Source organism: Telluria sp. B2 (assembly GCF_051789535.1).
Lineage (GTDB): Bacteria > Pseudomonadota > Gammaproteobacteria > Burkholderiales > Burkholderiaceae_D > Telluria.
In genome coordinates, this window is sequence record NZ_CP196525.1 from 5310555 (window position 1) to 5325892 (window position 15338).

Consider the following 15338-nt stretch of genomic DNA (forward strand, 5'->3'; position numbering starts at 1 on the left):
GTTCTTGCAGAAGTGCGACGGGGATTTTCATTTTTGGTCGCAGCGACGCAACGTAGGCTCAGGACTGTCCATGTCCCTACCGTTAGCACTGAGAGAGCCATTGTGCAAGTACCAGTTGACTCAAAACGAAATTCACTCTGTAAGGACACAATACAAAGCGTCTCCTAATTTTCTATAGAACCACCTACTGTAGAAAACTAAGCGCTGACGAATTAAACACTCACCATCAAAGGCAAAACCCAGTCTCGCAATACCACGGGTCATTTGAAAGAGCCTGAAACATTGCTGCTTTCCAAGAATTTTTATGGATGGCCGTTTCTGACATGGCACGAGCTCGAAGATGTTGCTGTATCGCCGCCTGACCAACTGGAGCAACAAAATCTATTAACAACGTACGTAGGCTTGCCAATTCATTAGCGGCTAATACGGAAAACCTAGCCCCCAACTTTAATGATTCAAAATGGGAAACAACACGAAGCTGATCTGTTGGCGACCATGCGCCTGGGGCTTTCGCGTAGTACCTTACCGAGGGCGGAATAGAATGCTTAATCTCAGCAAATAACCATTGATCACTAACAAATGAACCATGATCATAATAAGGATGAAGTGACTGCTCAGCTGCAGATAGCGCAACAGCCGAAGATTTACCCGTATTACAGTCTCTGCATGCCGGAACCAAATTGCAAGGAAGAATGGAAAAGAATGGGAACTTACTTTTTGGAAGGTAATGATCAAGTGTGATTGCATAACCAGCACCACACAATGGACAAATACCATTAGGCGCACTTGCAATCAGAGCGTTATAAAACACTCGAGCAGGCATTCCGTTATCAACCATGTAATAGCTGTACAGTGACTTCACCTCCTTTTTGGTTACTGCACCCACTATCACTTCATCATTTTTTCTGTCGTTAATTGGATATTTATACAAATTCCCATTCGCGGCAAGAGCCGTATATCTTTGCGCTACAGCCAATATGTCTGCGCCTGCACCATTCACTCTGCCTTTCAATGCATCGTCTTTGATTCCGGCCACACAAGCATTATAAACATCCGTAGGATCCATTATAGGCTCGACCATTGCACGCATTACGCTCGCCCCTCCTCACGAGCACTAATTAACGCACGTAAAACGGCCTGTCCTTCGAAACCGATTTTTCCTGAATATTCACCGACAATGGCATCGAACGTTTTCCCCTCATCGACAGCGCGCGCCAACAGATCGTGGAATCCAGACTTTGAAACTTCTAGCTGAAAAACTTCGCGAGTGAGCACCCCGACATTTTCTCCAAAGGTTTCCTGCTCTGGACGATCAGCATTGGCAATTAACCCGTTGCGACGCAATTTCCAGACGCACTCGCGTGGGACCTCCTGAAGAATAACAGGGGAATGCGTGGCAATTATAGCTACACCATTCCTATTGGTAAGAAGATCAGCTAAAGCGCGAGTAAAAGCCGACAACAAAGGAGGATGCAGATGACTTTCTGGTTCATCCATCAATACCAGAGTTTTCTCATCAACCTTCTCGACTAATTTAGTAATAGTAAGAAGAATTATCGCGTGCCCTGAACTCATCTTCTCGAAGAGCTTTCTTTTAAATCCCTTCAACTGTTGAAGATTTTCGTCGTACGCCAATCGCGTCAGGTCCATCTCCGCAAAGTTTGCATCGGACTCTAGAAAACGGATCGCCCTTAACCAACGCTCTTTTTTCTTTTCTAGGCTAAAACAATTGGCTAGACTCCTTACGAAGTCTCCTGCGAATTTTTCTATATTTTTATGCTCACTTCGAACAGCATTGTTCTCGACCACAACCTTTTTAAGGCCAACATAGCAGTATTTTATATGCTGCTCCGGATCTTCGTTATCCATCGGCGGATCAAAAGGATCAAATGCACTGAATGACACCGAGACTAGCGCTGTAAAATAATTGTTCTCAATTTTTTTGGGTCGAAACCCCTCCATATCCCAAAAAGCGCCAAACCCACGTTGATCTGGATCGCCGCTTCCCACCAAAGCAGAGATCATCCCGTTCAATAGTGTAGTTTTCCCTATGCCATTTCGACCTATTAATACATGAATATTAGTTGCCGGCTTCGAATCGGGCCGCACTTCGAACCTTAGCTCAATGCCTGCACTTTCTGGTCCGGGCAATACCTTGTAGACAAAATCATAAGATGTTTGCTCCGCTCCGCCTTGCAGAATCCTCGAAAATTGCCCTTGGATTGCAGAGTAACTAGTGCTACGCAATAAGGAGGTAGTGAACGCTTTTTCGTCTTCAAACTGAGAAAAGGCGCTTACATCTGCAACGACGTCTCGAAGCGCAATAAGCACTTCAGTTTTAATTCCGCCGGGTAATGCCTCAATATTCTTATAATACTCTGCATCCTGCCCTAAGGAAAAGTAAGCCGAAGGCAGGAAGTCAAACTCAGCAGGAATTTGGTGAGCAGTCCAACCTGAAGTCTGTCCGGCAAAACCGATCTTTACTTGTCCTATAGTGATTTTTTCGCCTAAATGATTAAAAACAATCAAGGTAAACAGCGTCTTAAAGCCGAAATCATCCCAGTTATCCTGACGCAAATAGGCGATATTTCTTCCACCTATAGGCAAACCGGCGCCATATTGTAGGTTCTTAAATTTCATTTACGCTCGCTATTAATCTTAATTCCAACTTAAATACTGTAGACACATCTTTTGATACAGCAGCAAGCTCACTGACCTATATGAAAATGCCTGAGTTAGCGAGATATTCAACTTAAGACAGACGATAACGCTTAGAAGGTGAGCCGATGACTGCACACGCAGCCATGAAGAATGCTTCATACTAGTTACTCAGGTGCCGACGGCTACTATCAGATTTTCCAGCACTATTGGGAAGTAGAAAAAGCCCATTCTCCAACTCGCTCGGCCAATTCTAATGGCTCACTACTGGAGAACGTTGCGACACCTGCGTCTGCAATATCATCAAGGAAATCGAGACTTCTCTGTCGAATTGCGACCTCGTCCGACGTTTTTGCGACAGGAAGCACAACAAATAAAGCTGGCGCCTCCGTCCGGCCGCTGAGGTTATGTGCGGTGGTTATCTCATTATTTGCTCTAAAAATATGCCGCTCAATTGTCGAAAAATTTGCATATCGTGCAGAAACAACTGACCCATAACTTCTTCCATTATTGAACGCAATACTGAGCTGCCGCCTCCCGAGAACGATTGCGCGACCAGGAATAATGATATTTTTAGGAGCCTTAACGATATCAATTGCCTTAAGCATTTCCGCATAGGCCCAGTCGTCATTCATTGGATCGTCACGCTGTGTGGGCTCAGCCCATATTGCTGCAGCATGACGCTTTAATAACCGAGTTAGCTCAGCCTCAACATTGTTGGCAGAAAAAAAACCGTTATCGACCATTCTGACATGAGGAGTGGCACATCTAGTTGTTTCTAGCTCCCCACGAAAACTACTGAGCATCGCCAGTTCACAACCACTAAGCAGACCTGAAATATCGATGGCCGAGGTCGATTCGCCATAAAGCTTTACAAGTCGAGTAAGCGAGGGAACCCAACGGATATATAACGATTGATCACCTATGATATTTGCAACGGCACCGATTACGAATTCCTGCTGACTACCTAGATCGGGTCTGAAAAACAGTGTCCCCCAATTCCCTGAAAATAATGGCTCTGGGGCGGGCGTAGCCCTTTTAAGTAATTCCGTAAAGTTCATTAGATTAGCCTTCCGCAACTGGTGGCAAATGTATTCGCAACCGCGCGACCACTCATATAATTCAGAATTATTTCAGCCGTTTCATGATCAAGCAAACCTTCTAAATTAGCCCTTATTAACACCTCAATGCTACCCCAAACCCCTTGCGTCTTATTGTGTTCAAAAATTGATTCGCTAGCCCAAGCAGCTATCATAGATCCCGGCAGCTCCCTATTCGCTAGCTCTACCAGCTCATTTCGCGGAGATGCTAAAGGCCATGTCGTGTGCCAATGGATACCCCCGCCAACACAGCCTTGATCAATCGCCAGATATTTCAGATCATCAACATAAAGGAAATTTCCTTCATGGCGGTCGTTATTTCCGGTTACGTGATCAACACTAGATAATATTTTGCAAAATTTACTCTGCAGAAATACCTTTGTTTGCTTAGCCGTAAATGTAGACAACTGTCTAACATATTTGAATGGAACAGCACTCTGCTCCAAAGAGGTGGCCCAACAGGCAATTAAACCTGTTGACTTATCAACGAACGGCTTAAGCTTTACGCCGATACCAGCCAAATTCGTTTCTGACAGCAAGACGATGGCTGCTTGTGACGGCTGTTCAACACCACGCGCTTGATTTGCGATAAAACCGATGACTTCGTTCGCGACACCACAAGTATTGCTCTCATACAATTTTATGACGGCATCTGAAGAGTCACTGTTGCCGGGCCATACGAGGCGACCCACAAAGACAGGTTGGGCACCATTGAGTTCCGACGGTGGAAGACTTACCGAGAAACCACGGTAAGAGTCGGCAGTTAGAACAGGAATCATGTTCGCAGGTAGCAATGTTACGAGAGCGCAAAACTCGGATAATACGCGAGAAATTCGTGTAGAAACTTGCAAATTGTCACGCCCGAGCCTCCGTTATCGATCACGAAAATTTTACGATTGCTCTCTCATGAGTTATAGAGTAAGGCCAGCTTAAAATTCTGGCGCACGGTTAGCTTGAGTGCTCCAGTTAGCTAAACTCGAACATCACTCCGCCAGCCTCCGCTGCCTCTCCTCCCGCGGCGTATTCCCAAACAACGCCCCGAACGCCGTCGAAAAGTGCGACCCCGACGAAAACCCGCACATCAGCCCCACCTGAACGATCGAGTAATTCGTATCCAGCAGCAGCTGCCGCGCCCGCTTCAGCCGTAGCTCGAGGTAGTAGCGCGACGGCAGGCTGCCAAGATACTGTTTAAAGAGCCGCTCCAGCTGCCGCCGCGACACACCGGCCAATTGCGCGATCTCGTCGGTCGACAGCGGCTCCTCGATATTCGCTTCCATCAAGGTCACCGCTTCCGTCAGCTTCGGCTGCAGCGTGCCGAAACGCGCCTGCAGGGCCACGCGCTGGCGCTCTTCCCTGCCCCGCACGCGGTCGACGCAGAGGATTTCCTTCACCTGCGCCTGCACGGTCGAGCCGAAAATCATGTCGATCAGGGTCAGCGCGAAGTCGACCGAGGCGGCGCCGCCGCAGCAGGTCAGGCGTTCGCCGTCGATCTCGTAAAGGTGGGGGGTGAACACGGCCTGGTCGGCGCGGCTGTCGGCGTCGGCGTACAGGGACCAGGGCAGCGCGGTGCGCACGCCGTTCAGGGCGCCCGCTTCGGCCAGCCACAGCACGCCGGCGCCGACGCCGCCCCAGAAGGGCGCGGCGCGGCAGCGCTCGACCACGGCGCGGAAGTTGGCGGGCTTCAGGCCGGCCTGGGCCTCGTCGGCGGCGAGCAGCACCAGGTGCCAGTGGCGCTGGCTGTCGCCGGCGAACTTGTCGGGGCTGCGCACGTCCACGTGCAGGCGCTCGGGGCCGAGGATCTTGGCGGCCAGGCGCAGCGGCTGGGCCAGGCCCGACCAGCTCATCGTGTCCGGCTCGCCGGCGTTGACGAGCAGGATGCGCAGCGGCCGTTCCTGCGCCAGGACGGGCAGTTCAGCTTGCGACATGAGGGCGGATCGGGAAGGTGTTCACTCGGGCGCGAGCGCGGCGGCGGGCCGGCTTTCGGAATTCCATTGGCTGACTATCATACCGGAGATCAATAGCAAACCGCCCAGCCAGCCACGGGCGGTCAAGGCTTCGCCCAGCCAGAAGTAGCCGAAGAAGGCGGCCGCCGCCGGCTCGAAGGCGTAGACCACCGCCGCTTCGTTGGCCGAGGTGCGCGACTGGCCCCAGGTCTGCAGCGAGATGATGGCGGCGGTCGCCACCACGCCGAGGTAGGCGAAGTTCCAGCCGGCGTGGCCGAGATTGCCGAGCACCTCGCCCAGGTAGGCCGCGCGCGCTGCGGCATCGTCCGGCAATTCGCGCCCCAGCAGCCACACCAGGGCGCACAGGGCGACGGTGCCGATCTGGGCGGCGGTAACGGTCAGCAAACGCGTCGCGCGCCGCGTCTGCACTTCCATCACCTTGATGTAGACGCCGAAGCACAGCGCGCTCATCAGGGCAAGGGAGTCACCCAGGCCCCAGGCGCCGCCATCCCAGCACAGCGCGGCCAGGCCGGCGATCGACATGACGAGGGCCAGCACGATGCGGCGCTCCGGCAGGCGGCCGGCCAGCACGCCGAGCAGCGGTACGACCAGCACGTTCAGGCCGCAAATGAAGGCGTTGCGGTTCGAGCTGGTCAGGGCCAGGCCCTCGACCTGGAACACGAAGCAGAAGAACAGCAGGACGCCGAGGATGGCGCCGGCGCGCATGTCGGCCAGCTTGCCGCGCCACAGGAAGGGCGACAGCAGCAGCGCGGCCAGGGCGAAGCGCACCAGGATGATCCACACGGCCGAGAAATGGCCGGTCAAGTCCTTCATTGCCGGAAAGGTCGTGCCCCACACGAGGGTGACGAGCAGCAGGGCGAGGATGCCGTGGAGGTGGCGGGGCATGTGTGGCTGATGGGCAAAACGCGTATGGTACGCCGCCCGGCCGTAAAAGGCGATAAGGCCGTGCCAGTCATATGCAACCAGGCGGCCATGGGTTGCCCGTTCCGGAGCGCGCACTGGCCAAACCGGCGCCATTTTCCCCGCCATGCATAGCGTGGCGGCGGCGGCAAAAGCCCGCTGGCGGCTATAATCCCTGTTCATGGGGGAACGATATTTAAAGAGCGTCCGCTTGCTGGCCGAATGCCTGCAGGGCTTCGAGCGGTATTCGGGCGAATCGGTACGGCAATACGGCTTGACGCATGCGCAGTTCGACATCATCGCCACGCTCGGCAATACCAGCGGGATGAATTACAAGGAACTCGGCGAGCGCACCCTGATCACCAAGGGCACGCTCACCGGCGTCATCGAGCGGCTCGAGCAGAAAGGCTTGGTGCTGCGCGAACGCAGCCTGGACGACAAGCGCTCGTATTTCGTGCGCCTGACGGACAGCGGCGATGCCGTGTTCCGCGACGTGTTTCCGAAAGTTATTGATCACGGCAAACAATTGTTTGCCGGATTCAGCGACGCCGAGTTCGATGAAGTCGATGGGGCGCTGAGAAAGCTGCGCGAACGGATACTCGGGTCCCCTTAGAGCCAATATCACAACAAAAGGAATCATCTTGAAAACTTCCCTGATCGCAGGCAAAAAGCCTGCCCACTTCGACAAGCACATCATCGGCAACCTGCTGCTCGACGTGGCCTCGGAAGCTGAAGTGCGCGAGGAAGCGATGCTGATCGGCGTACGCAACGAGGACGGCGAGATCTATCGCCTGATCGGCGCCACCAAGCTGAACAGCTTCATGAACGCCGTCGAAGAACTGTTCGACCTGGGCCTGGTCGACGAACTGCAGGACACCGAAGAGCCGAAGGAAGACTGCGACGCCATCTTCAGCGAGCCCTGATCCGGGCGTTGTAAAATGATGCTCTGAGGCAAATACTCCAAAGTAGAGTTATCCATTGGGAGTATAATTTTTCGATGGACAGACTCGACGCCCTCAAGAGCATCGCCGCCCAGGCCATCCGGGGCGAGCTCAGTTTCCCTACCAATGTCGACGCCACGCTCAAGCTGCAGCGTGCGTTGAGCGATCCCGACTGCCACGCCGACACGGCGGCCCGCCTGGTGCAGGCTGAGCCGCTGCTGGCGGCGCGCACCGTCGCGATCGCCAATTCCGTCACCTATAACCGCGCCGGCAACGACGTGACCAACGTGCGCGCCGCCGTGCAGCGCGTGGGTTTCCGCACGCTCGGCGCGCTGGCGGCGTCCGTCATCGTCCGCCAGCTGAGCAGCGAAATCACCGATCCGGCGCTGCGCGCCCGCGCCGACCAGCTCTGGCGCCACTCGGCCCACGTGGCTGCGCTGGCCCAGGTGATCGCGCGCCGCGTCTCGTTTGTCGATCCCGAGACGGCGATGTTCGCCGGCATCGTGCACGAGGTCGGCGGCTTCTATCTGCTGTCGCGCGCCCACGAATATCCGGGCCTGCTCGAAGGCGGCGCCGAGGACTGGCTGGAGCATGGCGAAGTGGCGATCGGCCGCGGCGTCCTGCTCAAGCTGGGCGTGCCGGCACCGGTGATGGGCGCGATCGAAGCGATGTGGAACGGGTTGCGGGCGCTGCCGCCCGAGACCCTGGGCGACACCCTGCTGCTGGCGAACGACCTGTCGCCGGAACCATCGCCGCTGCTGGAGCGGCCGGGCGCGACGACCGCGCAGGCTGCGGCGACCATCGATTTCGCGGTGGGGGATGGAACCCTGGCGCGGATCATGGAGGAGTCGGCGGAGGAAGTGCATAGCCTCACGTCGGCGTTGATGTAAGCGCTCTCTTCTTTTCCCTGAAACCCGATTGACGTGAGTGGGGCTGTTGCCTGCCCTGCTGGCGGCTTGCCTGATCCGCGTGGGCACAGGTGCCCACCCTACGGTCACCGTTACCAGCGAGTTCATACGAAACCCGGATACGCGACGTGTCCCGTAGGGTGGGCACCTGTGCCCACGCGGATCCAACACACCAATAACGTCACAGGCAACAGCCCCACGCTCGCCCGCATTCCCTTCCTAACCGCACGCACAAAAAAAATGCCCACTCCGGAGAGTGGGCAAAGTCCAAAACTAGGGATGTCCTGAAAGAGACAGTTTCACTATAGTTCCCGGTTCCCGCACACTCTGTGCGCCAATTCACATTCGTGTGACATTGTCGATTTATTTCCACGACAGGCGGACGAGGCAAAAAAAAACCCGCTCCAGTGGAGCGGGTGAAGTCCAAAACTAGGGATGTCCTGAAAGAGACGGTTCCACTATAAGGTTCCGCTACCCCGGCGCTCTGTGCGATAACTCACACAAACTCGGGAAATGTCACATTTCAAAGAATTCCTTGTAAAAATCGAGGCGTGGAAATAGACAGGGAATAAAAAATGCCGCTCCAGCGAAAGCCCGAGCGGCATTTTCATGCGGACTGGATGATCAGACGACGGCGCCGTCGGTCTCGTCCTTTTCCTTGATCGGCTTGATCAGGTCTTCGCGCTTGACGCCGAACCACATCGCCAACGCGGCGGCCACGAACACCGACGAGTAGATGCCGAAGCAGATACCGATCGTCAGGGCCATCGCGAAGTAGTGCAGCGAAGGGCCGCCGAAGAACAGCATCGACAGCACCATCATCTGGGTCGAGGCGTGGGTGATGATGGTACGCGAGATGGTGCTGGTGATCGCGTGGTCGATGACCTCGGTCACGCTCATCTTGCGCTGCTTGCGGAAGGTTTCGCGGATCCGGTCGAAGATGACGACCGATTCGTTGACCGAGTAGCCCAGCACCGCCAGGATCGCCGCCAGCACCGTCAGCGAGAATTCCCACTGGAAGAACGCGAAGAAGCCCAGGATGATGACGACGTCGTGCAGGTTGGCCAGGATCGCGGCGACCGCGAATTTCCACTCGAAGCGCACGGCCAGGTAGATCACCACGCCGACCACGACCATGATCAGGGCGTTCAGGCCGCTTTGCGCCAGTTCGTCGCCGACCTGCGGGCCGACGAAGTCGACGCGCTGCAGGCTCACCACTTCGGCGCCGGCCGCGTTCGCGCAGCTGGTGCGCTCGATCTGCTGGCCCTTCTCGGTCACGTTGATCTGCTTCGGGGTGCCGCCTTCGGAGGCGCAAATCGCCTTGAAGGCTTCGCCCGACACCGTGGCGCCGGCGGCGGTCTTGACCGGCGGCAGGCGCAGCATGATGTCCTGGGCGGTGCCGAAGCTGGCCACTTCCGGTGCTTCATGGCCGATGGCGCGCAGCGTGCCGCGGATCTTTTCCTGGTCGGCCGCGTGTGGATAACGCAGTTCCATCACGGTGCCGCCGGTGAACTCGACCGAGAAGTGCAGGCCCTTGGTCACCAGGAAGAACACCGCGGCGACGAAGGTCAGCGCCGAGATCACGTTGAAGATCAACGCGTGGCGCATGAACGGGATGTCCCGTTTGATTTTGAAAAATTCCATGACGTTTCCTAATCCTTAGTTCTTTTCAGCGGGCAGGCCCGGTTTCCAGACCGTGCCGACCGACAGCTTGGCCAGCTTCTTGCCGCGACGGCCGTACCACAGGTTCACGAAGCCGCGCGAAACGAACACCGCCGAGAACATCGAGGTCAGGATGCCCAGGCTGTGCACCACGGCGAAGCCGCGCACCGCGCCGGTACCGAAGATCAGCAGCGCCAGGCCGACGATCAGGGTGGTCACGTTGGAGTCGAAAATCGTGTCCCAGGCATGGCTGAAGCCGTTGGTGATCGCCTGCTGCGGCGTGGCGCCGGCGCGCAGCTCCTCGCGGATACGCTCGTTGATCAGCACGTTGGCGTCGATTGCCATACCGAGCGCCAGCGCGATTGCCGCAATACCCGGCAAGGTCAGCGTTGCCTGCAGCATCGACAGCAGCGCCAGCAGGAACAGCACGTTGGCGGCCAGCGCGATGGCGCTGAAGACACCGAACATGTGGTAGTAGACGATCATGAAGACGGCAATCGCCACGAAGCCCCACAGGGTCGAGTGCAGGCCGCGGCTGATGTTTTCGGCGCCGAGCTGCGGGCCGACCACGCGTTCTTCGATGAACTCCATCGGCGCCGACAGTGCGCCCGAGCGCAGCAGCAGCGCCAGCTCATTCGCTTCCTGGGCGTTGCCGATGCCGGTGATCTGGAAGGTCGAGCCCAGTTCGCTCTGGATGGTCGGGGCCGACGGCACGGTGTACTTGCCCTTCTCCTTCAGCAGGATCGCCATGCGCTTGCCGACGTTTTCGCGGGTGACGAGGCGGATCTTGCGGCCGCCGTCGCCGTTCAGGTCGACCGAGACGGCCGGCTGCTGGTTCTGGTCGAAGCTGGCGACGGCGTTGGTGATGTAGTCGCCGGTCAGGATGATGTCTTTCGAGACGACAATCGGGGCGCCGCGGCCTTCGGTGAACAGTTCCGAGTTCAGCGGAATCGCGGCGGACAGTTCGGTGCCCGGGGTGATGGTCGGATCGACCAGGCGCAGTTCGAGGGTGGCGGTGCGGCCGATCAGGTCCTTGGCGCGCGCGACGTCCTGCACGCCCGGCAGCTGGACGATGATGCGGTCGGCGCCCTGGCGCTGGATGACCGGCTCGGTCACGCCGAGTTCATTGATACGCTTGGACAGGGTCGAGATGTTCTGGTTGACGCCCTCTTCCACGATGCGCTTGAGCGCCTCGGGCTTCATGGTGGCGACCAGCTTCAGCTCGGTGCCATCGGCGGCATCCTGCAGGGCCAGGTCGGCAATCTGCTTGGTCAGCACGGTGCGGGCGGCGGCACGGGTCTGCTCGTCGCGGAAGCTGACTTCGATCGCGTTGCCGTTGCGCTCGATGCCGGAGTGGCGCACGTTGGCGTCGCGCAGGACGCTGCGCACGCTGGCCTGGGTGCCCTTCAGGCGGGTTTCCAGCACGGCCTTCGAGTCGACCTGCAGCAGGAAGTGGACGCCGCCGCGCAGGTCCAGGCCGAGGTTCATCGGCAGCGCGCGCATGGCCTGCATCCAGGCCGGGGTATTCTTCACCAGGTTGACGGTGACGATGTAATCGGGGTCGCTCTGGTCGCGGTTGAGCTGGCGTTCGAGCGCGAGCTTGGCCTTGAACTGGGCATCGGTGGTGTCGAAGCGGGCGCGCACGGCGGTCGAGTTACCCGAGCCGTCAAGCGTGACCTGGTTGGCCGGAACACCCTCGCGTTTCAGCACTTCCGCGACCTGGGCCGTGGTGTCGCTGTTGATCTTGACCGTCGTTTTGCCGGTCGTCACTTGCAGCGCCGGCGATTCGCCGAAGTAGTTGGGCGCCGTGTACAGCGCGCCAAGCAGGAGCGCGACAGCGATCAGTATGTATTTCCAGAGCGGATAGCGATTCATAGTGTTCCAGCGTTCTATGTTGAGCGGCGCGCGGCCCTGGCGGGCCGCGACGCCCGGCTTACAGGGACTTCAGGGTGCCCTTCGGCAGCAGCGTGGTCACTGCGTTCTTCTGCACGATCATCTCGGTGCCGGCTGCCACTTCGATGGTGACATAGGTGTCGGTGACCTTCGAAACGCGACCCAGGATGCCGCCGGCGGTGACCACCTCGTCGCCCTTCGCGAGCGCATCCATCATGGCTTTCAGCTCTTTCTGGCGCTTCTGCTGGGGGCGGATCATCAGGAAGTACATGACCACGAACATGATCAGCAGCGGCGCGAAGGTCGTCAGGTTGCCCATCAGGCCAGGATCGGCGGCGGCGGTGGTTTGCGCGTAAGCGTTGGAAATGAACACAAGGACTCCGATTATGAGATAAAAAAAACAGCGCTGTATTCTAGCACCGGCGAACTGCCAGCGGCCATTCCGCCGCATCTGGGGATGGCTGTAAAAAATGCAAGTAGGAAATCAGAATAACAAGCAAATGTCTGCTGCTGGGCCAGGGGTTCGGTTTTTGTAGGGTGGACACCTGTGTCCACGCGGTCGTGCTGCGGCAAGCCGCATTGGATGAGCTTGCCCGAGAACGCCGGTCATATGTTTTGGTTGAGCTTAAATCCTCGCTTGCTCAAAGGGAGCACAGCGTGGACACAGGTGTCCACCTTACGAAAGCCCCCAGTCCGCCACATTCGGCGGAAGTGGCCGCTCACGCACCATTCAAAACCAGCGCGGACTCAGCAGGAATTTCCCGGCGGGAGTATGATCCGCCCCCTCATCAATTGGTCCCCTTACTTGCCCTGTGCAGCCGTCCCCGGCCGCAATGGGCCTGTTTTACCCTAGCAAAAAGAATCACAGCCATGCCAGCACTTTTCACCCCCTTCTCCCTCAAGGACGTCACCCTGCGCAACCGCATCGCGGTGCCGCCGATGTGCCAGTACAGCGCCACCGATGGTGTCACCAACGACTGGCACTTCACCCACTACGAGAGCATCGCGCGCGGCGGCGCCGGGCTGGTGATCGTCGAGGCGACCGGCGTGTCGCCGGAAGGCCGCATCACCCCGGGCTGCCTCGGCCTGTGGTCCGACGAGCACGTGCCGGGCCTGGCGCGCATCGCCGCCGGGATCAAGGCCGGCGGCGCCGTGGCCGGCATCCAGATCGGCCACGCCGGCCGCAAGGCCAGCGCCCAGCGTCCCTGGGAAGGCGACGACCACATCCCTGCAAGCGACCCGCGCAGCTGGGAAACCATCTCCCCGTCCGCGGTCGCCTTTGGCGCCAACCTGCCGCAGGTGCCGAAAGCGATGACCATCGCCGACATCGAACGCGTCAAGGCCGACTTCGTCGCCGCCGCCCGCCGCGCATTGGCGGCCGGTTTCGAGTGGCTGGAACTGCACTTCGCCCACGGCTACCTCGGCCAGAGCTTTTTTTCAAGGCACGCGAATCAGCGTACCGATGCCTACGGCGGCGACCTCGCCGGCCGCAGCCGCTTCCTGCTCGAGACCCTGGCGGCGGTGCGCGCCGTCTGGCCCGAGCGCTTCCCGCTGACGGCGCGCTTCGGCGTGATCGAATTCGACGGCCGCGACGAAGAGACGCTGACGGAATCGATCGAACTGACGCGCCAGTTCCGCGCCGGCGGCCTCGACCTGCTGAACGTCAGCATCGGCTTCTCGACCCCGGACGCGAACATTCCCTGGGCCTCGGGCTTCCTGGCGCCGATCGCCGAGCGCGTCAAGCGTGAAGCGGGCCTGCCGGTGGCCTCGTCGTGGAACATCGATTCGCCGACGGTCGCCAACCGTGTCGTGGCGGACGGCCAGATGGACCTGGTGATGATCGGCCGCGCCCACCTGGGCAATCCGCACTACCCGTATGCGGCGGCCAAGGCGCTGGGCCTGGACAAGCCGTCGTGGACGCTGCCGGCGCCGTATGCGCACTGGCTCGAGCGCTATCGCGCGGCGGAGTAATGAAGTAGACGTGCAATAAAAAACGCGGCCCTTGAGCCGCGTTTTTTATTGATTGTTCGGGTACGCGAACGTGCGTTGAACGCGTGGACGGGAGACCCGTCCACCCTACGGGTATCGATACCTAAGCCGAAGGAACGTAGGGTGGACGGCTCCGCCGTCCACGCGTTCAACCAGCCCACGCATAGCCACGGAAGAATTACACCCCGCGCGCCCGGTCCGCGTTGAACTGCAGGCGGAACGCGTTAAAACTGTCGGCATCGATCGCGTCGCGGATCTCCTGCATCAGGTTCAGGTAATAGTGCAGGTTGTGGATCGTGTTCAGGCGCGCACCCAGGATCTCGTTCGAGCGGTGCAGGTGGTGCAGGTAGGCGCGCGAGAAGTTCGTGCAGCAGTAGCAAGTGCAGGACTCGTCCAGCGGCGCGGTGTCGTCTTTATAACGCGCGTTCTTGATCTTGACGTCGCCGAAGCGCGTGAACAGCCAGCCGTTGCGCGCGTTCCGGGTCGGCATTACGCAGTCGAACATGTCGACGCCGTTGGCCACGCCTTCGACCAGGTCTTCCGGCGTGCCGACGCCCATCAGGTAGTGCGGCTTGTTCTCCGGCAGGCGCGGGCCGACGTGGGCCAGGATGCGCTTCATGTCCTCTTTCGGCTCGCCCACCGACAGGCCGCCGATCGCCAGGCCCGGGAAGTTAATATCTTCCAGGCCGGCCAGCGACTCGTCGCGCAGGTGCTCGTACATGCCGCCCTGGACGATGCCGAACAGCGCGTTCGGGTTCTCGCCGCGATTGAATTCGTTCATCGAACGCTGGGCCCAGCGCAGCGACATGCGCATCGACTTGGCCGCTTCCTCGGCGGTGGCCGGACGGCCATCGATTTCGTAGGGCGTACACTCGTCGAACTGCATCACGATGTCCGAGTTCAGCGAACGCTGGATCTGCATCGACACTTCGGGCGACAGGAATTTACGCGAGCCGTCGATCGGCGAGGCGAAGGTCACGCCCTCTTCCGTGATCTTGCGCATTGCGCCCAAGGAAAACACCTGGAAGCCGCCCGAGTCGGTCAGGATCGGCTTGTCCCAGCCCATGAAGCCGTGCAGGCCGCCGAACTTGTCGAGCACCTCCGTGCCCGGGCGCAGCCACAGGTGGAAGGTGTTGCCCAGGATGATCTGCGAGCCCACTTCCTTCAGTTCAGTCGGATCCATCGCCTTGACCGAGCCATAGGTCCCGACCGGCATGAAGATCGGCGTTTCGATGGTGCCGTGGTTGAGTTTCAAGCGGCCGCGGCGCGCATGCGACAGGCCGCTGGTGTCTTTCTTCAGTAGCGTAAATTCGAGCATCGGTA

Annotated in this window: 14 protein-coding genes; 4 read left to right on the forward strand and 10 right to left on the reverse strand. The window is 58.4% G+C overall.

Annotation, left to right across the window (positions count from 1 at the left end):
- Nucleotides 1-226: 226 nt before the first annotated feature.
- The 6 genes from ACSUZJ_RS23450 to ACSUZJ_RS23475 all read right to left on the reverse strand — a co-directional run bounded on the left by ACSUZJ_RS23450 (nucleotide 227) and on the right by ACSUZJ_RS23475 (nucleotide 6607).
- Nucleotides 227-1090 (reverse strand): HNH endonuclease, encoded by an 864-nt coding sequence (locus tag ACSUZJ_RS23450; protein ID WP_499412057.1) that lies wholly within the window; start codon nucleotides 1088-1090, stop codon nucleotides 227-229.
- On the reverse strand, nucleotides 1090-2640 hold the full coding sequence (locus ACSUZJ_RS23455) for an AAA family ATPase (RefSeq protein WP_499412058.1): 1551 nt from the start codon (nucleotides 2638-2640) through the stop codon (nucleotides 1090-1092). The genes ACSUZJ_RS23450 and ACSUZJ_RS23455 overlap by 1 nt, the downstream gene beginning before the upstream one ends.
- A gap of 224 nt (nucleotides 2641-2864) precedes the next feature.
- Nucleotides 2865-3719 carry a hypothetical protein gene (locus tag ACSUZJ_RS23460; RefSeq protein WP_499412059.1) on the reverse strand — a complete coding sequence of 285 codons (855 nt, stop codon included), beginning with the start codon at nucleotides 3717-3719 and terminating at the stop codon, nucleotides 2865-2867.
- On the reverse strand, nucleotides 3719-4537 hold the full coding sequence (locus ACSUZJ_RS23465; RefSeq protein WP_499412061.1) for a hypothetical protein: 819 nt from the start codon (nucleotides 4535-4537) through the stop codon (nucleotides 3719-3721). The genes ACSUZJ_RS23460 and ACSUZJ_RS23465 overlap by 1 nt, the downstream gene beginning before the upstream one ends.
- Before the next feature lie 204 nt (nucleotides 4538-4741).
- On the reverse strand, nucleotides 4742-5683 hold the full coding sequence (locus tag ACSUZJ_RS23470; RefSeq protein ID WP_499412062.1) for a GlxA family transcriptional regulator: 942 nt from the start codon (nucleotides 5681-5683) through the stop codon (nucleotides 4742-4744).
- A 21-nt stretch (nucleotides 5684-5704) separates the two neighbouring features.
- A complete protein-coding gene (locus tag ACSUZJ_RS23475) occupies nucleotides 5705-6607 on the reverse strand; it encodes a DMT family transporter (RefSeq protein ID WP_499412063.1) in 903 nt (300 codons plus the stop codon).
- Between the two features lie 196 nt (nucleotides 6608-6803).
- Between ACSUZJ_RS23475 and ACSUZJ_RS23480 the strand changes: the two genes are divergently transcribed.
- The 3 genes from ACSUZJ_RS23480 to ACSUZJ_RS23490 all read left to right on the forward strand — a co-directional run bounded on the left by ACSUZJ_RS23480 (nucleotide 6804) and on the right by ACSUZJ_RS23490 (nucleotide 8453).
- Nucleotides 6804-7235 carry a MarR family winged helix-turn-helix transcriptional regulator gene (locus ACSUZJ_RS23480; RefSeq protein ID WP_499412064.1) on the forward strand — a complete coding sequence of 144 codons (432 nt, stop codon included), beginning with the start codon at nucleotides 6804-6806 and terminating at the stop codon, nucleotides 7233-7235.
- A 28-nt stretch (nucleotides 7236-7263) separates the two neighbouring features.
- A complete protein-coding gene (locus tag ACSUZJ_RS23485; RefSeq protein WP_499412065.1) occupies nucleotides 7264-7545 on the forward strand; it encodes a hypothetical protein in 282 nt (93 codons plus the stop codon).
- 74 nt (nucleotides 7546-7619) lie between these two features.
- The gene (locus ACSUZJ_RS23490; RefSeq protein WP_499412067.1) at nucleotides 7620-8453 is read left to right on the forward strand and encodes an HDOD domain-containing protein; all 834 of its coding nucleotides are present in this window, start codon (nucleotides 7620-7622) and stop codon (nucleotides 8451-8453) included.
- A gap of 642 nt (nucleotides 8454-9095) precedes the next feature.
- Here the strand turns inward: ACSUZJ_RS23490 and secF are convergent.
- From secF to yajC, 3 genes are read right to left on the reverse strand one after another with little or no spacing between them, the layout of a single operon-like run.
- Nucleotides 9096-10115 (reverse strand): protein translocase subunit SecF, encoded by a 1020-nt coding sequence (secF, locus tag ACSUZJ_RS23495; RefSeq protein WP_499412068.1) that lies wholly within the window; start codon nucleotides 10113-10115, stop codon nucleotides 9096-9098.
- Between the two features lie 15 nt (nucleotides 10116-10130).
- Nucleotides 10131-12008 (reverse strand): protein translocase subunit SecD, encoded by a 1878-nt coding sequence (gene secD / locus ACSUZJ_RS23500; RefSeq protein ID WP_499412070.1) that lies wholly within the window; start codon nucleotides 12006-12008, stop codon nucleotides 10131-10133.
- A 58-nt stretch (nucleotides 12009-12066) separates the two neighbouring features.
- The gene (yajC, locus tag ACSUZJ_RS23505; RefSeq protein ID WP_499412072.1) at nucleotides 12067-12399 is read right to left on the reverse strand and encodes a preprotein translocase subunit YajC; all 333 of its coding nucleotides are present in this window, start codon (nucleotides 12397-12399) and stop codon (nucleotides 12067-12069) included.
- 497 nt (nucleotides 12400-12896) lie between these two features.
- Here yajC and ACSUZJ_RS23510 point away from each other — a divergent pair, with 497 nt between their 5' ends.
- Nucleotides 12897-13997: an NADH:flavin oxidoreductase/NADH oxidase gene (locus ACSUZJ_RS23510; protein ID WP_499412074.1), complete on the forward strand. Its 1101-nt coding sequence runs from the start codon at nucleotides 12897-12899 to the stop codon at nucleotides 13995-13997.
- Nucleotides 13998-14193: 196 nt separating this feature from the next.
- Here the strand turns inward: ACSUZJ_RS23510 and tgt are convergent, their stop codons facing one another.
- Entirely contained in the window at nucleotides 14194-15333 is a 1140-nt protein-coding gene (tgt, locus tag ACSUZJ_RS23515) for a tRNA guanosine(34) transglycosylase Tgt (RefSeq protein ID WP_499412075.1), read from the reverse strand.
- Nucleotides 15334-15338: the final 5 nt, after the last annotated feature.